General features: G+C 69.9%; 23 protein-coding genes and 1 tRNA gene. 11 read left to right on the plus strand and 13 right to left on the minus strand.

The features are described from left to right. Nucleotides 1–114: 114 nt before the first annotated feature. Complete coding sequence (locus tag ACH492_RS16835; RefSeq protein ID WP_398987150.1) at nucleotides 115–1038, plus strand: tyrosine-type recombinase/integrase; 924 nt, start codon at nucleotides 115–117, stop codon at nucleotides 1036–1038. Nucleotides 1039–1106: 68 nt separating this feature from the next. Here the strand turns inward: ACH492_RS16835 and ACH492_RS16840 are convergent. Beyond that, a tRNA-Thr gene (locus ACH492_RS16840) sits at nucleotides 1107–1183 on the minus strand. Nucleotides 1184–1359: 176 nt separating this feature from the next. Between ACH492_RS16840 and ACH492_RS16845 the strand changes: the two genes are divergently transcribed. The 3 genes from ACH492_RS16845 (at nucleotide 1360) to ACH492_RS16855 (ending at nucleotide 3903) form a co-directional block, all read left to right on the plus strand. Continuing rightward, nucleotides 1360–2496, plus strand: coding sequence for an ABC transporter ATP-binding protein (locus ACH492_RS16845; protein WP_398987152.1), 1137 nt, complete (start codon nucleotides 1360–1362; stop codon nucleotides 2494–2496). Between the two features lie 211 nt (nucleotides 2497–2707). After that, nucleotides 2708–3130 carry a hypothetical protein gene (locus tag ACH492_RS16850; protein WP_307662627.1) on the plus strand — a complete coding sequence of 141 codons (423 nt, stop codon included), beginning with the start codon at nucleotides 2708–2710 and terminating at the stop codon, nucleotides 3128–3130. Between the two features lie 50 nt (nucleotides 3131–3180). Then, the gene (locus tag ACH492_RS16855) at nucleotides 3181–3903 is read left to right on the plus strand and encodes an NDP-sugar synthase (protein ID WP_398987154.1); all 723 of its coding nucleotides are present in this window, start codon (nucleotides 3181–3183) and stop codon (nucleotides 3901–3903) included. 144 nt (nucleotides 3904–4047) lie between these two features. On the opposite strand, the gene ACH492_RS16860 is transcribed toward ACH492_RS16855, so the two are convergent. The 6 genes from ACH492_RS16860 to ACH492_RS16885 form a co-directional block, all read right to left on the minus strand. Next, complete coding sequence (locus tag ACH492_RS16860) at nucleotides 4048–5793, minus strand: DoxX family membrane protein (RefSeq protein ID WP_398987156.1); 1746 nt, start codon at nucleotides 5791–5793, stop codon at nucleotides 4048–4050. A gap of 85 nt (nucleotides 5794–5878) precedes the next feature. After that, the gene (rlmB, locus tag ACH492_RS16865; RefSeq protein ID WP_398987158.1) at nucleotides 5879–6829 is read right to left on the minus strand and encodes a 23S rRNA (guanosine(2251)-2'-O)-methyltransferase RlmB; all 951 of its coding nucleotides are present in this window, start codon (nucleotides 6827–6829) and stop codon (nucleotides 5879–5881) included. Nucleotides 6830–6952: 123 nt separating this feature from the next. Then, nucleotides 6953–8353 (minus strand): cysteine--tRNA ligase, encoded by a 1401-nt coding sequence (gene cysS / locus ACH492_RS16870; protein WP_398987160.1) that lies wholly within the window; start codon nucleotides 8351–8353, stop codon nucleotides 6953–6955. A 149-nt stretch (nucleotides 8354–8502) separates the two neighbouring features. Then, a complete protein-coding gene (gene ispF, locus ACH492_RS16875; RefSeq protein ID WP_398987162.1) occupies nucleotides 8503–8988 on the minus strand; it encodes a 2-C-methyl-D-erythritol 2,4-cyclodiphosphate synthase in 486 nt (161 codons plus the stop codon). After that, nucleotides 8978–9724, minus strand: a complete 747-nt coding sequence (ispD, locus tag ACH492_RS16880; protein ID WP_398987164.1) for a 2-C-methyl-D-erythritol 4-phosphate cytidylyltransferase — start codon at nucleotides 9722–9724, stop codon at nucleotides 8978–8980. The genes ispF and ispD overlap by 11 nt, the downstream gene beginning before the upstream one ends. Before the next feature lie 285 nt (nucleotides 9725–10009). Beyond that, nucleotides 10010–10492, minus strand: a complete 483-nt coding sequence (locus ACH492_RS16885) for a CarD family transcriptional regulator (protein WP_003953493.1) — start codon at nucleotides 10490–10492, stop codon at nucleotides 10010–10012. 587 nt (nucleotides 10493–11079) lie between these two features. Here ACH492_RS16885 and ACH492_RS16890 point away from each other — a divergent pair. Further along, nucleotides 11080–11769, plus strand: coding sequence for a DUF461 domain-containing protein (locus ACH492_RS16890; RefSeq protein WP_398987167.1), 690 nt, complete (start codon nucleotides 11080–11082; stop codon nucleotides 11767–11769). A 251-nt stretch (nucleotides 11770–12020) separates the two neighbouring features. Here ACH492_RS16890 and ACH492_RS16895 read toward each other — a convergent pair whose 3' ends face one another. Both ACH492_RS16895 and ACH492_RS16900 read right to left on the minus strand, forming a co-directional pair. Then, the gene (locus tag ACH492_RS16895) at nucleotides 12021–12701 is read right to left on the minus strand and encodes a response regulator transcription factor (protein ID WP_142217884.1); all 681 of its coding nucleotides are present in this window, start codon (nucleotides 12699–12701) and stop codon (nucleotides 12021–12023) included. After that, nucleotides 12698–13972 carry a sensor histidine kinase gene (locus ACH492_RS16900; RefSeq protein ID WP_398987169.1) on the minus strand — a complete coding sequence of 425 codons (1275 nt, stop codon included), beginning with the start codon at nucleotides 13970–13972 and terminating at the stop codon, nucleotides 12698–12700. The genes ACH492_RS16895 and ACH492_RS16900 overlap by 4 nt, the downstream gene beginning before the upstream one ends. A 209-nt stretch (nucleotides 13973–14181) precedes the next feature. On the opposite strand from ACH492_RS16900, the gene phoU reads away from it, so the two are divergent. Continuing rightward, nucleotides 14182–14859 (plus strand): phosphate signaling complex protein PhoU, encoded by a 678-nt coding sequence (gene phoU / locus ACH492_RS16905; protein ID WP_356228839.1) that lies wholly within the window; start codon nucleotides 14182–14184, stop codon nucleotides 14857–14859. Nucleotides 14860–14973: 114 nt separating this feature from the next. Further along, the gene (locus tag ACH492_RS16910; RefSeq protein ID WP_307662617.1) at nucleotides 14974–15123 is read left to right on the plus strand and encodes a hypothetical protein; all 150 of its coding nucleotides are present in this window, start codon (nucleotides 14974–14976) and stop codon (nucleotides 15121–15123) included. Nucleotides 15124–15212: 89 nt separating this feature from the next. Here ACH492_RS16910 and ACH492_RS16915 read toward each other — a convergent pair whose 3' ends face one another. Continuing rightward, nucleotides 15213–15974, minus strand: a complete 762-nt coding sequence (locus tag ACH492_RS16915) for a phosphoglyceromutase (protein ID WP_398987171.1) — start codon at nucleotides 15972–15974, stop codon at nucleotides 15213–15215. A 121-nt stretch (nucleotides 15975–16095) separates the two neighbouring features. Between ACH492_RS16915 and ACH492_RS16920 the strand changes: the two genes are divergently transcribed. Further along, the gene (locus ACH492_RS16920; protein ID WP_398987173.1) at nucleotides 16096–17424 is read left to right on the plus strand and encodes an MDR family MFS transporter; all 1329 of its coding nucleotides are present in this window, start codon (nucleotides 16096–16098) and stop codon (nucleotides 17422–17424) included. 36 nt (nucleotides 17425–17460) lie between these two features. On the opposite strand, the gene ACH492_RS16925 is transcribed toward ACH492_RS16920, so the two are convergent. The 3 genes from ACH492_RS16925 to mshA form a co-directional block, all read right to left on the minus strand. Beyond that, nucleotides 17461–19167: a glycosyl hydrolase family 28-related protein gene (locus tag ACH492_RS16925; protein ID WP_398987175.1), complete on the minus strand. Its 1707-nt coding sequence runs from the start codon at nucleotides 19165–19167 to the stop codon at nucleotides 17461–17463. A gap of 125 nt (nucleotides 19168–19292) precedes the next feature. Further along, a complete protein-coding gene (locus tag ACH492_RS16930; RefSeq protein ID WP_398987177.1) occupies nucleotides 19293–19808 on the minus strand; it encodes a YbjN domain-containing protein in 516 nt (171 codons plus the stop codon). Continuing rightward, nucleotides 19801–21141 carry a D-inositol-3-phosphate glycosyltransferase gene (mshA, locus tag ACH492_RS16935; protein WP_398987180.1) on the minus strand — a complete coding sequence of 447 codons (1341 nt, stop codon included), beginning with the start codon at nucleotides 21139–21141 and terminating at the stop codon, nucleotides 19801–19803. Before mshA ends, ACH492_RS16930 begins: the two co-directional genes overlap by 8 nt. Nucleotides 21142–21296: 155 nt before the next feature. Between mshA and ACH492_RS16940 the strand changes: the two genes are divergently transcribed. The 3 genes from ACH492_RS16940 (at nucleotide 21297) to ACH492_RS16950 (ending at nucleotide 24818) form a co-directional block, all read left to right on the plus strand. Further along, on the plus strand, nucleotides 21297–22079 hold the full coding sequence (locus ACH492_RS16940) for a class I SAM-dependent methyltransferase (RefSeq protein WP_398987182.1): 783 nt from the start codon (nucleotides 21297–21299) through the stop codon (nucleotides 22077–22079). 207 nt (nucleotides 22080–22286) lie between these two features. Beyond that, on the plus strand, nucleotides 22287–23345 hold the full coding sequence (locus ACH492_RS16945) for an NlpC/P60 family protein (RefSeq protein ID WP_398987184.1): 1059 nt from the start codon (nucleotides 22287–22289) through the stop codon (nucleotides 23343–23345). Nucleotides 23346–23579: 234 nt separating this feature from the next. Next, complete coding sequence (locus ACH492_RS16950) at nucleotides 23580–24818, plus strand: PP2C family protein-serine/threonine phosphatase (RefSeq protein ID WP_398987186.1); 1239 nt, start codon at nucleotides 23580–23582, stop codon at nucleotides 24816–24818. The last annotated feature ends 35 nt before the right edge of the window (nucleotides 24819–24853 follow it).

Consider the following 24853-nt stretch of genomic DNA (forward strand, 5'->3'; position numbering starts at 1 on the left):
TTCCCAGCGGCTCGCCGACCGAAGGCCGCCATCCGGGTGCTTGCGCGCGTGTGTCGCACGTCCGGCATGACCAGCCCGGACCGTGGATTCCATCGACCGCGTCGCCGGGCGTCCGTGAACCCGCAGCTGGACGACGTGGTCAAGCCGCGTCGCAAGCTCAGCACGTACGACAAGTACGAAGCACACGTGCGCCTCTACCTCACCCCGATGCTCGGTACGAAGCGGTTGGAGTCCCTGAGCGTCCCCGACGTCCGGCGCTTCCTCCTCCAACTGGAAAAGCAGACCACCGCGGCGACCGCCAAGGAATCTCACCGCGTGCTGCGTACGGCCCTCTCCGGGGCCTGCCGCGAGGAGCTGATCACCCGGAGCGTCGCCAAACTCGTAGAGCCCCCACGGGCCACCGCACGGGAGCTGAGCCCCTGGTCTCTCGATGAGACCCTGGAATTCCTCGCAGCGGCTCGCAGAGACCCCGTGTACGCCGCGTTCGTGCTCGCCATCGCCATGGGCCTCCGGCGCGGGGAGATCGTCGGTCTGCGCTGGCAGGACATCGACCTGGAGAACCGCGTGCTCCTCGTGCGGCAGCAAGTGCAGCGCCGCCGCGGTGTCCTCTACAACGACGAGACCAAGGGGCGTCGCGCCCGTGCCGTGCCGCTGCCCGCGATGTGCATCGCTCCCCTGCGCTGGCACCGGATGCGGCAGCGGGCGGTGTACGAGCGTGCCGGGATCGACTGGACCGGCACGGGCTACGTCTTCACGACGCGGACCGGCCGACCGATCGAGCCGCGCAACCTGCACCGCTCCTTCGTCCGCGTCAGCGAAGCGGCCGACCTTCGGGTCGTCCGGCTGCACGATGCCCGGCACGGGTGCGCGACTCTGCTCACCGCCGCTGGCGTCGCTCCCCGTGTGGTGATGGAGATCCTTGGACACAGTCAGATCAGTCTCACCATGGACGTCTACACGCATGTGGTGCAGGACACACAGCGCGAAGCCATCAGTCACATGGACCGGCTGCTCAAGCGCCGCCCGCGCCTTGAGTGATCAGAGCCGTTGATTTCACATTTGGATGTCAAAGACCCCCAGCCTTGATCGGCTGGGGGTCTTTTCGCTGGAGCCTCCTGTCGGGTTCGAACCGACGACCCCCGCTTTACAAGAGCGGTGCTCTGGCCAGCTGAGCTAAGGAGGCAGCCGTAGCAGTGTAACCAACCCCCGCACCGCCCCGGTCGAAAATTTCATCGCCCCTCACCTACTGACAGACCGAGCACCGCCAGGTAGCGTCACGGCAGGTCCACACGGGTGGACTACACCACTCCCTTACTCGGATCGTCCGGCACGTTCCTGCCGGTGAAGGAGAACATCACCATGGCCACTGTCACGTTCGACAAGGCAACCCGGATCTACCCGGGCACCGAGAAGCCCGCCGTCGACCAGCTCGAGATCGAGACCCAGGACGGCGAATTCCTCGTCCTCGTCGGCCCCTCCGGCTGCGGCAAGTCGACTTCCCTGCGCATGCTCGCCGGTCTCGAGGACGTCAACGCCGGTTCCATCCGCATCGGTGACCGCGACGTCACGCACCTGCCGCCCAAGGACCGGGACATCGCCATGGTGTTCCAGAACTACGCGCTCTACCCGCACATGTCCGTCGCCGACAACATGGGCTTCGCCCTCAAGATCGCCGGCGTCAACAAGAGTGAGATCCGTAAGAAGGTCGAAGAGGCCGCGAAGATCCTCGACCTCAGCGAGTACCTCGACCGCAAGCCCAAGGCGCTCTCCGGCGGTCAGCGCCAGCGTGTCGCCATGGGCCGGGCCATCGTCCGTGAACCGCAGGTCTTCCTCATGGACGAGCCGCTGTCGAACCTCGACGCCAAGCTCCGCGTCTCCACCCGTACGCAGATCGCGAGCCTGCAGCGCCGTCTCGGCATCACCACGGTGTACGTCACCCACGACCAGGTCGAGGCCATGACCATGGGCGACCGGGTGGCCGTCCTCAAGGACGGTCTGCTCCAGCAGGTCGACTCGCCGCGCAACATGTACGACCGCCCGGCCAACCTCTTCGTCGCCGGCTTCATCGGCTCCCCGGCCATGAACCTCGTCGAGGTCCCGATCACCGACGGCGGCGTGAAGTTCGGCAACAGCGTCGTCCCGGTCTCCCGCGACGCCCTGACCGCCGCCGCCGACAGGGGCGACACCACCGTCACGGTCGGCGTCCGCCCCGAGCACTTCGACGTGGTCGAGCTGGGCGGCTCCGCCGCCAAGTCCCTCACCAAGGACAGCGAGGACGCCCCGGCCGGCCTCGCCGTCTCGGTGAACGTCGTCGAGGAGCTCGGCGCCGACGGCTACGTGTACGGCTCCGCCCAGGTCGGCGGCCAGCACAAGGACCTCGTCGTCCGTGTCGGCGGCCGCTCCGTCCCGGACAAGGGTGCCGAGCTGCACGTCGTCCCGCGGCCGGGCGAGATCCACGTCTTCGCGACCTCGACGGGCGAGCGCCTCAGCGACTGACCCCACTCAACCCACCCCAATTCCGGAAAACGGCCCCGCACTTCACTGCGGGGCCGTTTTCCGTATGTCGACAAATACCCCGGCACATCAGTCATTTCACGGTCATTTCGATCCCGTACGTCAACGCCTGATTCGAAAAACATCATCGAACCATCCCCCGGCCGGGTGACTAAATGTCGCCAAATCATTACTGACCGCTACGCTCGCTCGCGTGACCCACACAGCCCGCCGAATCGGCCGCACTCTCGCTCTCGTTCTGCCCGTCGTCCTGGTGCTCTCCGGAACCCTCGCGGTCACCAGCGTCCCGTGGGCAGGCCGGAGCACCGAGTCGCAGATGCTCACCGCCTCATCGGAGAACGTCTCCGTACGCGCCAAGTCCCGCGCCCCGCAGGACGTTCTGCGCGACCAGCTCCTCACCGAACTCCAGGAGAAGGACGCGGGCACCGCCCTCACCCACCTCCAGCGCGCGGTCGAGGAGCGCCCCTCGCTCGCCAGGCACTGCATGGCGCTGGCCCGCGCGCTCGGCCGCGCCGCCGTCGACCGGTACGGCCCCACCCGCGCCCAGACCTTCTCCCGCCCCGTCTGCGACACCTCCTTCGCCTCCGGCGTCTCCCAGCAGACCCAGGGCAGCTGACCGGGGAGCTGACCGGCGGGTCCCGGCCCGCGCCGCATATCGTTCACTGCATGCAAACGCCTACGTATCCGACGCAGGCCGTAGTCCTGGCGGGCGGCCAGGGCTCGCGGCTGCGCCCGTACACCGACGACCGCCCCAAGCCGATGGTCGAGATCCCGGGGACCGGGACCCCGATCATCGGCCATCAGCTTGCCTGGCTGGCCGCCCAGGGCGTGAGAGACGCCGTCGTCTCCTGCGGCCATCTCGCCGAAGTCCTCCAGCAGTGGCTGGAGACCGCCGACCTGCCACTGCGGGTCACCACCGTCGTCGAGACGGAGCCGCTCGGCCGCGGCGGCGGCCTCAAGTACGCCGCCGCCAGCCTCCCGCACCCGGACCAGCCCTGGTACGCCACCAACGGCGACATCTGGACCCGCTTCTCGCTGCGCGACATGGCCGCCTTCCACGCCGAGCGGGACGCCATAGCCACCCTCGCCCTGGCCCGCCCCAGAATCCCCTGGGGAGCCGTGGAGACGGACGCCTTCGGCCACATCACGGACTTCATCGAATCCCCGCCGTCGCCGTATCTCATCAACGCGGGTGTGTACGTCTTCTCCTCGGCCTTCACCGCGCTGCTGCCCGACCTGGGCGACCATGAGCGCACCACGTTCCCCCGTCTCGCCCGCGAGCGCCGGCTGGCCGGCTTCCCGCTGCCGAACGGCGCGTACTGGCGGGCGATCGACACCGCCAAGGACCTCACCGAGGCCGCCAAGGAGCTTGCCGCGCAAGCACGTTGACGGCTCTCCGGCTTTCCCGGCTCTCCGGCTCTCCCGGCTCCCCGGCTCCCCGGCTCCCCGGCGCTCCCGGCTCACAGGGGTCCACGCCGAAGGGGCGGCCACCGCACACCGCGGTGGCCGCCCCTTCTCGCTGCGTACTCAGCCTCAGCCGAGCAGGCCGCCGATCACCCGGCCGCCGCTCGAGCCGCCGTTGTCGCCCCCGCCGGAGCCGCCCTCGCTGCCACCCGAGCCGCCACCGCCACCCGAGCCGCCACCGCTGCCCGTGCCGCCGCTGGACGAGGGGCCGGAGCTGCTGGACGGCGGCTGGACCGGCTGCGACTGTCCGGGCGGCTGCTGGCCCGTGCCCTGCGTATGGCTGGGCTGTCCGCCGATCTGGCCGGTCTCGCGGACCGTGTCCTCGGAGGGCGTGGGCTCCTCGTCCTTCGGGCTGTCGGAACGGGTCGCGGACGGCGACGGACTGCCGTCGTCACCGCTGGTGCCCGAGGAGCTGCGTTCGCCGCTGGGCTCCTGCGGCAGCGGGGACCCGGGAAGATGGTTGGTCGGGTCCTGGTTCGGCCCCGGGACCGTCACCATGTCCGTCGAGCGCACCGCCCCGCCGAGCATCGAGCCGATCAGCAGCGTGAGGCCGACCACGACGGCGGCGACGACGCTGCCGCGCCGCAGCACGCGCCGCCGCAGGTCCCACAGCTCCGAACGCGGCCCGAGCTTGCGCCAGGCCTCGCCCGCGAGCCGCCCGTCGATCGAGTAGACCGGGGCGCCCGCGATGATCAGCGGGGACCAGGCGGCGAGATAGATGATGTCGGGCGCGTCGTACGCCGGCACGGTCTTCCAGCTCACCGTGAGGATCAGCGCCGCCGACAGCAGCGCGCCGATGACCGCGGCCACCCGCTGCCAGAGCCCGAGGACCGTGAGCACGCCGACCACGACCTGGAGGAAGGCGACGGTGAGACCGGCGCCCACCGGGTGGGACAACGCGAAGTCACGCAGCGGCTCGGCGAGCGCCCACGGGTGCAGGGAGTTCAGCCACTTCACCATCGAGCCGCGCTCGCCGCCGTCGAAGTAGACGGGGTCGCAGAGCTTGCCCATCCCGGCGTAGATGGAGATGAAGCCGAGGAACACCCGCAGCGGCAGCACCACCACTCCGAGGTTCATCCGCCGCCCGGGGTAATACGCGTGGCGGACGCCCCCCGCGTCAGCCGCTGATGTTCCCGTGGCGGCGCGCCGATGCGAGTGCGGCGGCTCGTTACCGGTCCGCTCGAAGCTGCCCGTCCGCTCCGGGCTGCCGGTCCGCTCGAAGCTGCCCGTCCGCTCCGGGCTGCCGGTCCGCTCGAAGCTGCCCGTCCGCTCGAAGCAGTCGGTCCGCTGGAAGCTGCTGGTCCGCCCGAACTCCTCGTCCTCGTACGGTTCCTGGCCGTAGGAGTGGTACGAGTCGTACGCGCCGACCGCCTTCCGCATCGGCGGCAGCAGCGGCCTGTCCCGGTCGCGGGGAGTGCCTGGCGAGTCGTACGCGCCGGCGGTGGGCGTCTGCGCGGTGTCGGCGGCCAGGTCGATCCGCGGGATGACCTGCGTGGCGCCGGTGTCGAAGGGGTCGTGCTCCGCGGTGGAGTTGCGCACAGCCTGCAGCAGGCCGGTCGCCCCGACGTCACCGGGCGCCGACTTGCCACTCCACACAACGGGCGCCCGCCGCCGCATGCCCGTCCCGGCTCCGCCGAGGACAGGGATGCGCGCGGTGTCCGCCAGGGCACGTGCGGGGCGCGGTCTCTGGGCGAGCTGCACCCGGAAGCTGGCGTGGTTCACGATGACCTGCGCGGGATCGCAGTCCACCTTGACCATGCTCAGCGCAGGCTGATCATCAAACCCGGACCGGGGCGTTCTGGTGTCCACACTCATCTAACCGAGTGACTTGTGATTAGGACACTGCCCTGACTGGCCCAATCTGTCCGAGACCCGTCAAGCCCTGCCAAGGCCCCCTATTTCAGACCCGGCGCTTGGCCGCCTCGTACAGCACGACACCAGCGGCGACGCCCGCGTTCAGGGACTCCGCGCCGCCCGGCATGGGGATCCGTACCAGGTAGTCGCACGTCTCGCCGACCAGGCGGGACAGACCCTTGCCCTCGCTGCCGACGACGATCACGACCGGGCCGCCCAGCGCCTCGAGGTCGCCGACCTCGTGCTCACCGTCCGCCGCGAGGCCGACCACCGTGAGGCCCGCCTTCTGGTACGACTCCAGGGCCCGCGTCAGATTGGTCGCGCGGGCGACCGGGGTGCGGGCCGCCGTGCCGGCCGAGGTCTTCCAGGCGCCGGCCGTCATGCCCGCCGCCCGGCGCTCGGGGACGACCACGCCGTGGCCGCCGAACGCCGACACAGACCGGACGACGGCGCCCAGGTTGCGCGGGTCGGTCACACCGTCGAGCGCGACGATCAGCGGGTCCTCGTGGTCGTCGAAGGCCGCGGCCGCGAGGTCCTCCGGGTGCGCGTACTCGTACGGTGGGACCTGGAGCACCAGGCCCTGGTGGTTGAGTCCGTTCGTCATCCGGTCGAGCTCGGGGCGCGGCGCCTCCATGATGTTGATGTTGCCGCGGCCGGTGGCGAGCTGGAGCGCCTCGCGCACCCGCTCGTCGTTGTCGATGAACTGCTGGACGTAGAGCGTGGAGGCGGGCACGCCGTCACGCAGCGCCTCGAAGACGGGGTTGCGGCCGACGACCATCTCGGACGTGCCCTTGCCGCCGCGCCGGGCGACTGGGCGGCGCGTGGCCTGCTTTGCCTGGGCGTTGGCGATGCGGTTCTTCTTGTGCCCCTTGCGGGCGGAAGCCGGCGGCGTCGGGCCCTTGCCCTCGAGGCCACGGCGTCGCTTGCCACCGCTGCCGACCTGCGCGCCCTTCTTGTTGGACGTGCGGCGGTTCCTGCGCTGGCTGTTCCCGGCCATGACTACCTGTTTCCTGAAGCTTCGAATGCGTACGTATGTAGAAAGTGTGCCCCCGGGAGTCCGGGCGGGCTGTTTTTGTCCCGGGAGTCCGGGGGACACCCCCGGACCCCCGGCTGCCGCCGGTCAGCGGGCTCCGAGGGTCCAGCGCGGCCCGTCAGGGCCGTCTTCGATGACCAGGCCCGTCTGCTGCAGCTGGTCGCGGATGGCGTCGGCGGTCGCCCAGTCCTTGCGGGCACGGGCCGCCTCGCGCTGCTGCAGCACCAGCCGGACCAGGGTGTCGACGACGCCGTGGAGATCTTGGCCGCGGCCGGTCTCGCCCGCCCAGTGCTCGTCCAGCGGGTCCAGGCCGAGGACGCCGAGCATGGCCCGCACCTCGGCGAGCCGGGCGACGGCGGCTTCCTTGTCGTCGGCGGCCAGTGCGGAGTTCCCCTGGCGGACCGTGGTGTGGACGATGGCGAGCGCCTGCGGGACGCCCAGGTCGTCGTCCATCGCCTCGGCGAAGGCGGGCGGGACCTCGGGCGCGGCGTCGACCGGGCCCCCGGCCTTCTCGACGACGCGCTGCACGAAACCCTCGATCCGCGCGAACGCGGACTCGGCCTCGCGCAGGGCCTCCTCGCTGTACTCGATCATCGAGCGGTAGTGCGGCGTACCGAGGTAGTAGCGAAGCACGATGGGCCGCCAGCGCTTGACCATCTCGGAGACGAGCACGGAATTGCCGAGCGACTTCGACATCTTCTCGCCGCTCATCGTGACCCAGGCGTTGTGCACCCAGTACTTCGCGAACTCGTCGCCGAAGGCCTTGGCCTGGGCGATCTCGTTCTCGTGGTGCGGGAAGATCAGGTCGATCCCGCCGCCGTGGATGTCGAAGGCCTCGCCCAGGTACTTGTGCGCCATCGCCGAGCACTCGAGGTGCCAGCCGGGGCGGCCGCGGCCCCATGGGGTCTCCCAGGAGGGTTCGCCGGGCTTGGCCGCCTTCCACATGGCGAAGTCGCGGGGGTCCCGCTTGCCGGTCTCGCCCTCGCTCTCCGGCTGCAGCAGGTTGTCCAGTTCCTGGTTGGACAGCTCCAGATAGCCCTCGAAGGAGCGCACGTCGAAGTAGATGTTGCCGTCGGCCTCATAGGCGTGCCCGCGCTCGATGAGGCCGCGCATCATCTCCACCATCTCGGTGATGTGGCCGGTGGCGCGCGGTTCGTACGTGGGCGGCAGGCAGCCGAGGGCGTCGTAGCCGTCGTTGAAGGCGCGCTCGTTCTCGTACCCGATCGACCACCAGGGGCGGTTCTGCTCCGCCGACTTCTTGATGATCTTGTCGTCGATGTCCGTCACATTGCGCACGAACGTCACGTCATAGCCGCGGTACTCGAACCAGCGGCGCATGATGTCGAAATTCAGACCCGACCTGATGTGCCCGATGTGCGGGGCAGCCTGCACCGTAGCGCCGCACAGGTAGATCGAGACACAACCCGGCAGAAGCGGGGTGAAGTCACGGATCTGCCGGGCGCTGGTGTCGTACAGGCGAATAGTCACGCATCAAGGGTAGTGGCCCGATGCCAGTGCCCCGCGCCCCTTCTGGGCCGCGGGGACAACTTTGTGACTATGTCCGACCGGAATACGAGTCGCCCTCGGGGTCCCCTGTCCACAACTCGCCCCCCGTATCGGGTATTTCACGCCGGGTTTCAGCCGACCATCCGGAACACCAATGCCGTGGCAATCGCGGCCAGTCCCTCGGCGCGACCGGTAAGCCCGAGCCCGTCCGTCGTGGTGCCCGACACGGAGACGGGCGCGCCGACCGCCTCGCCCAATGCCTTCTGGGCCTCGTCACGCCGCTTGCCGATCTTCGGGCGTACACCGATGACCTGGACTGCGACATTGCCGATCTCGAAGCCCTCGGCCCGTACGATCCGCGCCGCCTCGGCGAGCAGCGTGATACCGGAGGCACCGGACCACTCGGGGCGGTCCGTGCCGAAGTGGACGCCGAGGTCGCCGACGCCGGCCGCGGAGAAGAGCGCGTCGCACGCGGCGTGGGCGGCCACGTCGCCGTCGGAATGCCCGGCGAGCCCGTCCTCGCCCTCCCACAGCAGTCCGGCGCACCACAGTTCGCGCCCCGCCTCGAAGGCGTGGACGTCGGTCCCGATGCCGATCCGGGGGACCTCAAAAGCCATCGTTGGCCCTCCTCCGGGCGAGGACCGCCTCGGCGAGTACGAGATCGAGGGGGCGGGTCACCTTGAACGCCTCCTCGTGGCCGGGTACGACCACGACGGGCTCGCCGAGCTGCTCGACCATGCCCGCGTCGTCCGTCGCACCCTCGCCGTTCAGCGCAACCGTCTCGTGCGCGCGCACGAGCGTGTCCCGGTCGAAGCCCTGCGGGGTCTGTACGGAGCGCAGCCGGGCCCGCGGGGGCGTGGCGACGACCGGCTCGGGCGCGCCCTTCTCGCCCGGCTCGACCTCCTTGACGGTGTCCGCGAGCGGCAGCGCGGGCACGACGGCCGGGGCCCCGTCCCGTACCGCCTCGATGACGGCGTCCACGGTGTCGACGGGCACCAGCGGGCGGGCGGCGTCATGGACGAGGACGACGCTGATGTTGTCCGGGAGCTCGTCGAGTCCGAGGCGTACGGACTCCTGGCGGGTGTCACCGCCCGGCACGACCAGGTAGTCGGTCCTCTGGGGCAGGGCGTGCTCGTCGAGGAGGTTCTTGACCTCGGGTGCGCCCTCGGGCGGAGCCACCACGACGACGAGCGACACGGCCCGGGACGCGGCCATGGCGCGTACCGCGTGGATGAGCATGGGCGTGCCGTTCAGCGTACGGAGCGCTTTGGGGGCGCCCGGGCCGAGCCGTACCCCCCGGCCGGCCGCCGGGATCACCGCTGCGGTGCGGTACGGGCGCGATTCGTCTGACATCGGTTGCACTCCGGCAGGTTTGTTTCCTCGGCCGACATGGGTATGGCCACAGCGTGCCGGGCGCGACGCCTTGACCGGACCCTTCCGTGACAACTGGTCTGCGCCAGCCGCCCGGGCCCGGCACACCAAAGGGTCGGGGTGTTGTGCGTGCTGTTGAGCGGCGGCGAAAGGCAGAGGCACGTCAAGCAGGGACACATGGAGATGGACATGCCGCAGCGCCCGGCGACAGGACTGTAGTCACAGCATGTCAGCGGGCACCGCGGCATTTTTTGCGCGTTGTGTGCGTCAGGACGCGAGGACCTCGTCGAGCAGAGCCTCGGCCTTGTCTTCGTTGGTGTTCTCCGCGAGAGCGAGCTCGCTCACCAGGATCTGGCGCGCCTTGGCGAGCATCCGCTTCTCACCTGCGGAGAGCCCACGCTCACGCTCACGACGCCACAGGTCACGCACCACTTCGGCGACCTTGATGACATCGCCCGAGGCGAGTTTCTCGAGATTTGCCTTGTAGCGACGGGACCAGTTCGTCGGCTCTTCTGCATACGGTGCGCGCAGCACCTCGAAGACCCGGTCGAGCCCGTCCTGACCGACCACATCGCGTACGCCTACGAACTCCGCATTGTCCGCCGGCACGCGAACCGTCAAGTCGCCTTGGGCGACCTTGAGCACCAAGTAGGTCTTGTCCACGCCTTTGATCTGGCGAGTTTCGATGGCCTCGATCAGCGCGGCCCCGTGATGGGGATAGACCACGGTGTCGCCAACCTTGAACGTCATGTGACAGGTACCCCTTCCGTGGCTATCCAGAGTAACACGAGAACCGCTTCTTCTGAATGGCGTTTTCGCAGGTCAGGGCATATCTCGGGGCTTGACAACTGCAACACGAACGTGCTGCGGACGACTTGTGGAGGGGGGTATTCGCAGGTCGGAGCGGCTCTGCGGGCGGACAGAAACGCACACGTTACACACAGCAGGACCCCCCTCAGGGGGTATGAATGTCCCGATTTGCCTGGTTCCCAGTGGTGAACTTCCCGTACTCCGTTCGGCGGTCGGTCACCCGTACGGACGGATCTGCGCCGAATCCGGAATTGATCACCGGCAGGTATTCGGTAAGAAATGTGTGGCGGCCCGGGGAATTGATCACCGCTGTTATGTGAACGGAGTACGAAACGGCGAGAGCACGGGGCGGCGGACCGGCCGGGGCGGGCGAAGGGGCGGGTCGGGTGCGGGGCGGGCACGGGCGATCGGTAACCTAAGCGCGAACTGACACAGGCTTGGCGATCTGCGGGCCGGTTGACATGCCAGTTCACCAGCCCGTCCCCAGCCAGTCAGTCCGTCCGTACGCCCAAGGAGATGCCGCCGCCGTGAGCCGCAGCCTTCGACGCGGTGCCCTCGCCGCCACTGCCGTCGTGTTCTCGATCGCCTCGCTCGCCGCCTGCGGTGCGGGCAACAACGCGGAGACCCTCCAGGTCAAGCCGGACAATGCCGCAACGGCGGTCGACACCATCGAGATCCAGAACGCGACGGTGATCACTCAGCCGAAGGTGGACGCCGAAGGTCCTGCGGCCGTCTCCGTGACGGTCTTCAACAACGGCACCAAGCAGCAGACGCTCGACGCGATCACGCTGCCGGGTTCGAACACCGCGGTGAAGCTGTCCCCCGCCCAGGGCTCGGGCCCGATCACTGTTCCGGCGCTGGGCTCGGTGATCATCGGCGGCGCGGGCAACGCGTCCGCGGTGATCGAGAACGGCCAGGAGGTGGCGAAGAACACGGGCGGCGTGCAGGAGGTCGCCTTCCGCTTCAGCGAGACGGGCGATGTGAAGTTGCAGGCGTTCGTGGTCCCGGCGACGAGCTTCTTTGCGAGCTACGGCCCCAGCTCGCTGCCGAAGCCGCCGGCGCAGGAGGGCGAGCCCTCCGGGGCCCCGACCACGACGCCGTCCGGCACCCCGTCCCAGACGGCCACGGGCCATGCGGGCACGCCGGGCAACGGCGAATCGGGCGAGCCCGGCACCCCGTCGGACTCGTCGTCGGCGTCTCACGACGCGGGCCACTGACGCAGCGGTACGCATACGAGGGCGCCCCGCCAGAAGCCTGGCGGGGTGCCCTCGTATGTTCCGTGCCGGTTTACGGCTCGAACTTGCAGCCCGGACCACGCACCGTCACCAGATACCGCGGCACCCCCGGGTCCGGCTCGAACCCCATCCCACGTGCGCCCCTCACACCGCTCGGCGCCAAGGGCGCCTCACGAGCTTCGGAGCACTGTGCCGGACTCCGTCCGGCCGACCGGCACCTCGGCCCAGCCGGTTTACGGCTCGAACTTGTAGCCCAGACCACGCACCGTCACCAAGTACCGCGGCGCCCCCGGGTCCGGCTCGATCTTGGCGCGGAGGCGCTTGACGTGCACGTCCAGCGTCTTGGTGTCGCCCACGTAGTCCGCGCCCCAGACGCGGTCGATCAGCTGCATACGGGTCAGCACCCGGCCCGCGTTGCGAAGCAGCATCTCCAGCAGGTCGAACTCCTTCAGCGGGAGGTCGACCTTCCCGCCCGAGACCGTGACGACGTGGCGGTCCACGTCCATCCGGACCGGGCCGGCCTCCAGGGCCGCCGGGGTGACCTCCTCCGGCTCTCCGCGGCGGCGCAGGACCGCGCGGATGCGGGCGACCAGCTCCCGCGAGGAGAAGGGCTTGGTGACGTAGTCATCGGCTCCTATTTCCAGCCCGACGACCTTGTCGATCTCGCTGTCCTTGGCGGTCACCATGATGACCGGGACGTTCGAGCGGCCGCGCAGCTGGCGGCACACCTCGGTGCCCGGCAGCCCGGGCAGCATCAGGTCGAGGAGGACGAGGTCGGCGCCATTGCGCTCGAACTCGTCGAGCCCCTCGGGCCCCGTGGTCGCGATGGCGACCTCGAAGCCCTCCTTGCGGAGCATGTAGGACAGGGCGTCGCTGAATGATTCCTCATCCTCGACGACGAGCACTCGGGTCACGGAAGGACCTCCGGGGCAGGGATTTCGGCGTTCGGATCGGTGTCGTAAGGCCGGTCGTCGTCCTCGTCGACGCGATCCGGTCCGTTGGATGAGCGTTCCCGGCCGGCGCCCGCTTCAGGCAGCCGCAGGGTGAATGTGGAGCCCTGGCCCTCGGAGCTCCACACAGTGACCTCCCCGCCGTGCGAGGCGGCCACATGCTTGACGATGGCCAGGCCCAGGCCGGTGCCCCCGGTGGCCCGGGAGCGGGCAGGGTCGACGCGGTAGAACCGCTCGAAGACCCGCTCGCGGTCCTTCTCTGAGATGCCGATGCCCTGGTCGGTGACGGAGATCTCGATGAGATCCCCACCGGGCGCGGAGACTCGGCGCGCGGATACGCCGACACGGGTACGGGCCGGCGAGTAGTTGACGGCGTTCTCGACCAGATTGCCGAGTGCCGCGGCGAGCTGGCCGCGGTTGCCCCAGATGTGCAGGTCGGCGGTGGCCCCCCCAAGGCCTCCGCCCCCAACGGCCATCGTGATCTGTTTGGTGGATGCGGGGTGCCGGGAGCGGTCGATGGCCTCGGCGACCAGTTCGTCCACACGTACCGGTTCGGCGTCCTCCAGCGGGTCGTCGTTCTGCACCCGGGAGAGGTCGATGAGCTCCTGTACGAGATTGGTGAGCCGGGTCGCCTCGATCTGCATCCGGCCGGCGAAGCGGGTGACCGCCTCGGGGTCGTCCGAGGCGTCCATGACCGCCTCGGAGAGCAGGGAGAGCGCACCGACCGGGGTCTTGAGCTCATGGCTGACGTTCGCGACGAAGTCCCGCCGTACCGCTTCGATCCGGCGGGCCTCTGTGAGGTCCTCGACCAGCAGAAGGACGAGCCGGGAGCCGAGGGGGGCCACCCGGGCGGAGACGGCGAGGGCCTCGCCGCGGCCGGTGCCGCGCCGTGGCAGGTCCAGTTCCACCTGCCGTATCTCGCCGTCTCGACGAGTGTCGCGGGCCATGTGCAGCATCGGCTCGACGGCGAGCTTTCCGCCGCGGACCAGACCGAGGGCGTACGCCGCGGAGCTGGCCTTGACGACGGAGTCGCTCTCGTCGAGTACGACAGCGGAGGAGCGGAGCACGGACAGGACGGTGTCGACGCCGGGCGGCAGCACGGCGTCGGTGTGCAGGGAAGTGCGAGTGGGTCTCGCCTGGTCGCGTTCGCTCCAGCGGAACGCCAGCATGGCGATGACACCGGTGCACAACCCGGCGATCGCTGCCGCTGCGGCGACCGCCGCGTTCACGTCCATGCACCCAGGTTATGCGTGGTCGGCGAGATGCTCCCAGCCATTCGGGTGGCACCTCGAACAGTCGTCGCCCAGAGTTCACCAAGGGGATAGTGCCGGTTCATTTGCGAGGGAGACTCCGGACGCGTAACGGACAGAACGTGGGAGCGTGGGGGTCCGAGGGCACCCCTGACCCCACCCGGACCCCGGTCACATCTAGAGAGGGACACCCCATGCGGGACGCGTACCACGAGGAACTGGACTCGATCGGCGAGGGCCTGGTCGAAATGGCCCGGCTGGTCGGGTCGGCGATCGGGCGCGCCACCACGGCCATGCTCGACGCCGATCTCAAGCTCGCCGAGAGTGTGATCGCCGCCGACCAGAAGGTCGACGATCTGCAGCACGACCTGGAGGCACGGGCGATCGCCCTGCTGGCCCGGCAGCAGCCGGTCGCGACGGACCTGCGGATCGTGGTGACCTCGCTGCGGATGAGCGCGGACCTGGAGCGCTCGGGCGACCTGGCCCAGCATGTGGCCAAGCTGGCCCGGCTGCGCTTCCCCGACAAGGCCGTGCCGAACGACCTGCACGCCACCATCCTGGAGATGGGACAGCTGGCGCAGCGGCTGATGGCCAAGGCGGCGGAGGTCATCATCACCAAGGACGTCGACCTGGCGCTGCAGCTGGAGACGGACGACGACGAGATGGACCTGCTGCACCGCACGCTCTTCCAGCACCTGATCGACGACCGCTGGAAGCACGGCATCGAGACGGCGGTGGACGTGACGCTGCTCGGCCGCTACTACGAGCGCTTCGCCGACCACGCGGTGTCGGTGGCGAAGCGGGTTGTGTACCTGGTCACGGGCGAGCACGCGGACGAGCTCCAGCCGCCGACCCAGGTCGAGGGGGCGTAGCCGCCGCGGGCGCCCGGCGGGCGGGCCATGCCTCCGCGCGCTGTTGATGCGCCCGCCGCAGTGGGCATGGGATGGGCAGAGGCGGCACATCTCGTACGCCCATGAGGAGGGACCATGGCCGAATCCCCCACGACCGAACTTCAGCAGGACACACCTGTTGAAGTGGTGTTCCTGCCCGTCCTCGGCGCCTGCGGCTGCGGCTCGGGCTGCGGCTGCGGCTGCCAGTCGGGCGCGCCCTGCCAGTGCGGCGGCTGCTGCGGCTAGCCGAACATTCGTACGACTTCGTACGGCATCGTACGCATACGAGAGGGCCCCGTCCTCAACGGACGGGGCCCTCTCGCGTACGTACCGCGCTACTTCTTCTTGCCCTGGTTCTTGACCGCCTCGATCGCCGCCGCCGCGGCGTCCGGGTCGAGGTAGGTGCCACCCGGCTTGAGCGGGTTGAAGTCCCCGTCGAGCTCGTAGACCAGCGGGATGCCGGTGGGAATGTTCAGGCCCGTGATGTCGGCGTCCGAGATGCCGTCGAGGTGCTTGACCAGTCCGCGCAGGCTGTTGCCGTGGGCGGCGACCAGGACCGTGCGGCCGGTCAGCAGGTCCGGGACGATGCCGTCGTACCAGTACGGCAGCATCCGCTCGACTACGTCCTTGAGGCACTCGGTGCGCGGGCGCAGCTCGCTCGGGATCGTCGCGTAGCGCGGGTCGTCGCTCTGCGAGAACTCCGTGCCGTCCTCGAGGACCGGCGGCGGGGTGTCGTACGAACGGCGCCACAGCATGAACTGCTCCTCGCCGAACTCGGCCAGGGTCTGCGCCTTGTCCTTGCCCTGCAGCGCGCCGTAGTGACGCTCGTTCAGTCGCCAGGAGCGGTGGACCGGGATCCAGTGGCGGTCCGCGGCCTCCAGCGCCAGCTGCGCCGTGCGGATGGCGCGCTTCTGCAGTGAGGTGTGCAGTACGTCGGGGAGCAGACCGGCGTCCTTCAGCAGCTCACCGCCGCGGACTGCCTCCTTCTCGCCCTTCTCCGTCAGGTTGACGTCCACCCAGCCGGTGAACAGATTCTTCGCGTTCCATTCGCTCTCGCCGTGGCGGAGGAGGATCAGCTTGTACGGTGCGTCGGCCATGTGTCCGAGCCTAATAGACGCCGCCGACGGTTGACGGCCCGCGTCAATTGGCTGGCGGCCGGGGCCCGGCGTATGTAACTTGCGGATGTGCACTAAGCCACTTACACCCGGGGGAATCCGTATGTCAGTCGCCGGTCTGAGGCGTGCCGCGCGAGAGAGCGTCTCGGGGCTCCCTCGTGAGTTCTGGTGGCTGTGGACGAGCACTCTGGTCAACCGACTTGGGGCATTTGTCGCCACTTTTATGGTGCTATATCTGACTTTGGACCGGGGCTGTTCGGCCTCGTACGCGGGGCTGGTGGTCGCCCTCCACGGGCTCGGCGGCGTCGTCTCCTCACTCGGCGCGGGCGTCATGGCCGACCGGCTCGGGCGGCGGCCGACCCTCCTGATCTCGCAGAGTTCGACAGCCGTCTCGGTGGCCGTACTCGGCTTCATGCAGGACCCCGCCGCCATCGCGGCCGTCGCCTTTGTGGTGGGCATGGCGAGCAACGCATCCCGGCCCGCCGTGCAGGCGATGATGGCCGACATCGTCAGGCCCGAGGACCGGGTGCGGGCCTTCTCGCTCAACTACTGGGCGATCAACCTGGGGTTCGCCGTCTCGTCGGCGGCCGCGGGCTTCATCGCCGAGTACAGCTATCTCGCAGGCTTCCTGGGCGAGGCCGCCATGACGCTGATCTGCGCGGTCGTCGTCTTCGTCAAGCTTCCGGAGTCGCGGCCCGAGCGGGCGAAGGCGACGGCGGCGGGGCCCGCGGTGCCGGAGATCAGCCTGGGGACCGTGCTGCGCGACGGCCGGTTCATGAGCGTCGTCGGGCTTTCGTTCCTCATCGCGCTGATCTTTATGCAGGGGCCTGTCGGACTGCCGCTCGCAATGGGCGCGGACGGCTTCTCCAGCTCGGACTTCGGTATGGCGATCGCCGTCAACGGCGTGCTGATCGTCGCCCTGCAGATCCCGGTCACCCGCCTCATCGAGCACCGCGATCCGCGCCGGCTGCTGATCATCTCCTCGCTGCTTGCGGGCTACGGCTTCGGGCTCACCGCCTTCGCCGGATCGATCGCCGTGTACGCGCTCACCGTCTGCGTCTGGACGCTGGCCGAGATCGTGAACGCGCCCACCCAGACGGGACTTGTGGTCCGGCTGTCGCCGGTGCACGCCCGCGGCCGCTACCAGGGCATGCACACCATGTCCTGGTCGGTGGCGGCGCTGGTCGCCCCGCTGCTGGCCGGCTTTGTCATCGACCGGTTCGGCGCGGAGTGGCTGTGGGGCGTGTGCGCGGTGCTGGGGACGGTGGCCGGGCTCGGGTACTGGCTGCTGATGCGCGGACTGGCTGCGCAGGACGAGGACGCGAAGGACGAGGACGAGGACGCGGAAGACGAGGATGTGGCGGCCAAGGCCGCGGCGGCCGAGGGCGAGCCGGTGCGGGACACGGTCACTCCGCCTGCTGCCGTTCAGTAGGCGCCGCCTCCTGCTGCACCCGCGCTCGGCGATCGCTCAGGTGTGCAGCGCCCGCTGAGCCTCGTACAGGTTGTGGGGGCGTACGGCGCCGGGTGCGCCGTACGCCTCCAGGCGGGAGTTGAGGCTCCCCTTGAAGTCGGGGACGTCGATCTGGTCGAACTCGCGGACCGTGGAAATGGCCACGGTCGCGCTGTACGGGGCGATCTCGTCGATCTTGATCAGTCCGGCGCGCTCATTGGCGACCGTCACATTCCAGTGGGTGAAGCGAGCGCCATAGAGGGGGCCGGCGGAGGCGTCGCCGCCGTGGCGGCCGTTGTTGTCCACGGTGATCTCGGTGCGGACGTTGGCGAACGGCATCCCTCGGTGGGTGTCGAAGGTGCCCATCTCCATCCGGCCCCGCGACCAGACGTTGTAGCTGGACAGGCCTTCCACATTGATGCCGTGGAGCTGTGTGTTCGCGGGCGCCGCGACGGTGCGCTGCGCGATGGTGAAGTCCTCGATGAGGTTGTCGTGCGAGCCCTCGCGGCAGAAGTACGGGTGGTGCGAGCCACGGCCCTCGACGCGGGTGCGGCGCAGCGTGCAGGCGGAGGCCGCGACCAGGCCGAAGCCGTTGTCGACGTGGCGGACGGTGATGTCGTCGGCCCAGCAGTCGTACGCGCACTGGAAGGTGACGCCGTTGTACCCCTTGTCGAGGAGGTGCTGGGACTGCGGGGTCTCGACGGCTTCCAGAGTGAGCCCTTCGACGCCGGAGCCGGTGAGCGGGGTGACGAGGGTGGTGATTCTCGGATCCCATTCGGGGCGTACGTCGAGCGGCAGCGGCCGCTCGAAGGTGACCGTGTTCCGCCTGACGGCCGTGATGCGGACGGGCCATTCGTAGGGGACGTACGAGGTCAGCTTGGTCTTGTCGTCCCAGACGTACGCCTCGGGGCCCGCGCCGCCGCCCGCCATGTGCTCGAGCAGGGTGTGGCCGGCGTCGTCGGCGAGGCGGAGCAGGACGAGCTGTCCGCGGCGGAGCCGGGAGGCGTCGGGGACGGTGACGGACCAGTCGCCGCGGCTCGCGGGCCGGACGGTGGCGAGGGTGCGCCACTCGTCGCGCTTGTTGCCGGTCCAGCCCTCGAAGGGCCAGGCCTTGGCCTTGATGGCGTCGGTGAGGCGGTTCCAACGCGCTTGCTGGCAGAGCCAGATGAGGCCGCCGGCCCAGGACCAGGAGGACTTGTCGCCGCCGTAGCGGCTGCCGTACGGGCCGATGAGCTCGGTGAGATTCCTTGTGGCGTACAGCGTGGTGCGGGTGCTGCCCGCGCCGCGTAGGACGACATTGCTGTGGCCGATGCGGATGACGTCGTCGATGCGGTAGGTGCCGGCGGGTATGTGGACCGTGCCGCCGCCGCGTTCGCCAACAGCGGCGACGGCACGGTTGATCGCGGGGGCGGCGTCGGCGGAGCCGTCCGGTTTCGCCCCGTACGCAAAAACGTTGGCGACGACGGGCCGACGGGGGAAGTTCGTGGCACCGCGTCGCTGTCCGGCCCGTCCCACGTACGGGATCTGGGGGTGGTTGTAGGGCGCGCGACGGAACTCTGCCCACAGGGGGGAGGTGGCTTTCCTCTCACCGGCCACCGCGGTTCCGACGCCCGTGATGCCGCCCGTGATCCCGCCCGCGACGCAGGCCGCCGCGACGGCTGTGGCACTGCCGAGCAGACTCCGTCTGCTGATGGCGCGCTGACCGGTCTCCATGAGCTGCTCCATGAGTCCACCTTCCATGGATGTGAACTACGTTCAGGTGTGCGTCGGCGGCGAGCATGCCACGAGCCCGCGGCGCACGGAAGGGGTCGTGCGGCGGGGAACGGTAGGCAACCGGATCTGGATCCGGCTCAGTTGGCCGGGCGCTGAGTCAGATGTGTGAACGCGTCCAGGTTCCGCGTCGACTCGCCCCGCGACACCCGCCACGCGTACTCCTTGCGGATCGCGCTCGCGAAGCCCAGCTCCAGCAGTGTGTTGAAGGAGCCGTCCGCCGCCTCAAGGACCGTGCCCAGCAGGCGGTCCAGCTCCTCCGGGGTGACGACGGACAGCGGGAGTCTGCCGACCAGATAGATGTCACCGAGCCGGTCGATCGCGTAACTCACCCCGTACAGGCGGAGGTTGCGCTCGAGCAGCCAGCGGTGGACCGCCGCGTCGTTCTCGTCCGGGTGGCGGATCACAAAGGCGTTGATGGACAGCGAGTGCTTGCCGACAAGCAGCGAGCAGGTCGTCGACAGCTTGCGGGTGCCGGGGAGTTTGACCACGTACGAGCCGGGTTCGGGGCTCTCCCAGTCGAGCTCTGCGTCCTTGAGGGTGCGCTCGATGACCTGCGCGGTCTGCTGTACCGCGGCCTGCTGTACGTCAGCCATGGTGCGAGCGTACCCGTCGGCGGTGTTCGGACATCGCCGCCGTGTAGACGTCCGCCGTCGCCGACGCCGCCGTGTCCCAGCCGAAGGACTCGGCGTGCCGGGCGGCCGCCGCGCCCATGCGGGCGGCGAGGGCCGGGTCGGCGAGGAAGCGGTGCAGGGCGGCCGCGTAGTCCGCCGGGTTGTGGCCCTGGACCAGGATGCCGGTCAGCTCGTCGCGTACCGCCACCGGAAGGCCTCCGACGGCGGCCGCCACCACGGGTGTGCCGGTCGCCTGCGCCTCGATCGCCACCAGGCCGAAGGATTCGCTGTACGAGGGCATGACCAGCGTGGACGCGGCCCGGAACCAGTCGGCGAGCTGGTCCTGGCCGACCGGCGGCTTGAAGTGGACGAGGTCCGCGATACCGAGGCGGGCGGCCAGTTTCTGCAGGCCCTCCGGCTTGGCGAGACCGCTGCCGCTCGGGCCGCCGACGATCGGCACGTAGAGCCGCGGGCGCAGCGAGGGGTCCTGCTCCAGCAGCAGCGCGACAGCGCGGAGCAGGATGTCGGGGGCCTTCAGGGGCTGGATGCGGCCCGCGAAGAGGGGCACGAAGGCGTCCTGGGGCACGCCGAGCCGGGCCCTCGCGGCGGCGCGCCCGTCAGCCGGACGGAAGCGGTCCAGGTTCACGCCGGGGTGTACGACGGCGACCTTCGCCGGGTCGGCGTCATAGAAGCGGACGAGCTCGTCGGCCTCCTCCGCGGTATTCGCGATCAGCCGGTCCGCGGCGCTGACGATCTGCGTCTCGCCAATGACGCGGGACGTCGGCTCGGGTGTGTCGCCCTCGGCGAGCGCGGCGTTCTTGACCTTGGCCATGGTGTGCATGGCGTGCACGAGCGGGACGCCCCACCGCTCGGCCGCGAGCCAGCCGACATGGCCGGAGAGCCAGTAGTGGGAGTGGACCAGGTCGTAGTGGCCGGGGCGGTGGCCGGCCCACGCCTGCATCACGCCGTGTGTGAAGGCGCACAGCTGGGCGGGGAGGTCCTCCTTGGCGAGGCCTTCGTAGGGCCCGGCGTCGACATGGCGTACGAGTACGCCGGGAGCCAGCTCCACGATCGGCGGCAGCCCGCCCGCGGTCGCCCGCGTGAAGATCTCGACCTCGATGTTGATGGCGGCCAGGCGCTTGGCGAGTTCGACGATGTAGACGTTCATGCCGCCCGCGTCGCCCGTCCCCGGCTGGTGCAACGGGGAGGTGTGGACGCTGAGCATGGCGATCCGGCGCGGCTTGCGATGGCCACCGGGGAACCTGATGCGCGGAGCCACGAGACCGCTGCCGAGGCGGGAGACGTACTGGCTCACGTCGAAGGTCCTCCTCGATCCGGGCACGGCAAACTACGGAAGCAGCCCTCCACCAGCTGACAACAGCGGACTCCACCCTTCCATTTCCCGCCCTCTCCCGCTTTGCCAAATTATTGCCTTCGGGCCGCCGCGTCGCGACCGCATACCCTCGCTCCATGACCCGCCCCGTAGGCACCGCGACCCGCGGGACGACCAACCCCAACCGGCTGCGCCGCATGGACCGCTGGATCGCGGCCACCCACGGCCCCGCACTGCGCCGCAGCGAGGCGCCCGTCGCCGTCGATCTCGGCTACGGCGCCGCCCCCTGGACCGCCCTGGAACTGCTCCAGCGGCTGCGCACCGCCGACCCCCGCTGCGAGGTCGTCGGCATCGAGATCGACCCGGCGCGAGTTGCGGCAGCGAAGCCGTACGAGCGCGAGGGGCTCAGCTTCCGGCACGGCGGCTTCGAGGTCCCCCTCCCCGCGCGGCCGACGCTGATCCGGGCCGCCAATGTGCTGCGGCAGTACGACGAGGGCGAGGTCGCCGCCGTCTGGGCGCGGCTCTGCGCGCGCCTCGCACCCGGCGGGCTGCTGGTCGAGGGCACCTGCGACGAGATCGGGCGGCGGCACGTCTGGGTGGCGCTCGGCCCACAGGGGCCGCGGACGGTCACCTTCGCGACCCGGCTCGGTTCGCTGGAGCGACCGTCCGACCTGGCGGAACGCCTCCCCAAAGCGCTGATCCACCGCAATGTGCCGGGCGAGCCGGTGCACGCCTTCCTGCGGGACTTCGACCGGGCGTGGGCGGCGGCGGCTCCGTACGCCTCGCTGGGCGCCCGGCAGCGCTGGATCAAGGCCGTGGGGGACCTGGCGGGCGACTGGCCGCTGACGGACGGCCGGCGGCGGTGGCGGCAGGGTGAAGTCACAGTGAACTGGGCCGCGCTCGCGCCCAATTCTGTCTGAACAGGCGCGAACCGGGGAACGCAGAGGGCGCGTTGTTCGTCCCTGACGGGTGGGATTGATCGGCCGATCGGCAGCGATCTGCCGGGAGACCCTGTCACTTTCGCGGACGTCGTGGCAACATCTCGACGTCACCCGAAGGTTACTGACGGTAAATCATATTTAGGTGTTCTGGCGCTCGTACGGAGTCCGGAGACCGGAGGGGAAGTCGTGAACCGACGCCGCTGTGCCACTGCCGCGATCACTTTGGTCTGCGCACTGACTGTGCTGGCGTCACCCGGCCAGGCGTTCGCGGCTCCCGAACCGCCGCCGGCAGCCGGCCCGGGCGCGCCGAAGAAGTCGCTGGAAGAGGTACGCCTGGAGCTCGACGGGCTCTACCGCAAGGCGTCGTCCGCGACCGACGCGTACAACCTCGCCGAGGAGCAGGCCGACAAGCAGTCGGCCGAGATCGTCAAGCTGGCGCAGGAAATCGTGAAGGGCCAGGCCCGTATCGACGAGTTGAAGAACCGCGCCGGCGCCGCCGCCCGCGCCCAGTACCGCGACGGCGGACTGCCGCCCGAGGCGCACCTGGTGCTCACCGACGACCCACAGCTCTTCCTCGACGGGGCAGGCAGGATCCAGGAGGGCCAGAAGGCGACCAAAGACCTCCTGGGTGAACTGACCAGGGCGCAGGCCGACTTGGCGTCGTACACCAAGGACGCGAGCGCCCACTGGCAGAAGTTGGAAGCCAACCGCGTCAAGCAGGCCAAGGCCAAGAAGGAGATCAACGACCGGATCGCCGCGGCCAAGAAGATAGAGGACCGGCTGGAGAAGGAGGAGCGCGAGCGGCTGCTCCAGCTGGAGCGGCAGGCGCAGTACAAGGCGCAGACGGCCTGGTTGAGCTCCGGCGCGCTCAAGGACGTCAACAGCAAGTCGAGCGCGCAGGGCAAGAAGGCGATCCGGTTCGCGACGGCGCAGATCGGCAAGCCGTATGTGTGGGGCGCGGAGGGCCCGGGGTCGTACGACTGCTCGGGGCTCACGTCACAGGCATGGGCGGCCGCGGGGCGCGGCATCCCGCGCACCTCGCAGGAGCAGTGGCGGCTGCTTCCCCGGATCGCCATCAAGGACATGCGGCCGGGCGACTTGATCATCTACTGGGCGGACGCCAGCCATGTGGGGATGTACATCGGCGACGGCGCGATCGTGCACGCCCCGCGGCCGGGGCGGAATGTGACGATTGCGGGCGCGGGCTCGATGACGATTCTCGGAGTCGTACGCCCCGACAAGTGACGCATATGACCCGCGTGATGTTCGTCATGGCCGCCTTCAGGTGATGTTCGTCATGGCGGTCTTCAGGGACGAAGGGGCAAGTACCGCCCCATGCGCGGCATATGACAGTGACTCTTTGCGGTACGCGTGTCGTACGCCATTCCGCTCCGCTGCCGGTACCGCTAGTGTCCTCGTCCGGTGGGGCGTCGAACGTCGCTCGACCGCCCTCGGGGGGAGGGAAGGAAGACCAGTCAGATGCCCGTACCTGTACCGCGGCAGAGGAACGCCTCCGTCGCGGCCCCCGCCCATGGGAGCACCAATGGCGGCGACCTCACCCTCCTGGTGATCGAGGACGACCCGGCGGGCACCTTCACCGTTCCCGAGCTGCTCGACGCGGCCGGGACCCGGGTCCGTATCCGCACCGCCCGCAACCTCACCGAGGCGGAGCGGCTGCTCACGGACGACGTCCACTGCATCCTTGTCGACCTGGCGCTGCCCGGCGCCGGCGAGGAGGAGCTCGCCCCGCTCAAACACGTGCTGCGGCTCGCGCCGCGCCACGCGGTCCTCGCCCTGACCACATCGGGGGACGCCGAGCGCGCCGCGGAAGCGGTACGTCTGGGTGCCCAGGACCATCTGTTCCGCGACGAGCTCGACGGACGGCTGCTGAGCCGCGCCATCCGCTACGCCGTCGAGCGCAAGCGCGCCGATGTGACCCAGGTCAAACTCGCCGAGTCCCGGATGCGCGCCCAGGAGAACGCCCGCCTGGAGCGCGGACTGCTGCCCACCCCGCTGCTCGAGGGCTCGAACCTGCGGTTCGCGGCGCGCTACCGGCCGGGCCGCTCGCGGGCGCTGCTCGGCGGCGACTTCTACGACACGGTCCGCACCGCGGACGGCACTGTCCACGCGATGATCGGCGACGTGTGCGGGCACGGCCCGGACGAGGCGGCGCTCGGCGTCGAGCTGCGCATCGCCTGGCGGGCCCTGACGTTCGCGGGCCTGTGCGGGGACGAGCTGCTCTCCACGCTCCAGCAGGTCCTGGAGCACGAGCGGGAGAGCGAGGAGATTTTCGCGACGCTCTGCACGGTCGACATCGCGCCGGACGGCCGACGGGCGGGCCTGTGCCTGGCGGGCCACCCCGCGCCGCTGATCGCCCGGCAGGGGCGCGCGGCGCAGCTGCTTCCGTACGACGACGGCGGCCCGGCGCTCGGCCTGCTGCCGCGGGCCCGCTGGCCGCGCCGCCAGGTGGAGCTGGGCGGCGCCTGGAGCCTGATGATGTACACGGACGGGCTGATCGAGGGCCGTTCTGGGCCGGGCGCGAAGCAGCGGCTCGGCCAGGACGGGATGGTCGAGATGATCAACCGGCAGTTGGCGGCGGGGCTGGACGGCGAGGCGCTGCTGGAGTCGGCGGTCGCGGAGGTGCGCGAGCTGAACGGCGGGGAGCTGACGGACGACGTGGCCGTGCTGCTGCTCAGCAGAAACGGTTCGCGGAGCTAGCGCCCCCGGGCCCGGGGGCCTGGGCCTGGGCCTGG

This window comes from Streptomyces sp. NPDC019443 (genome assembly GCF_044389785.1).
GTDB lineage: Bacteria > Actinomycetota > Actinomycetes > Streptomycetales > Streptomycetaceae > Streptomyces.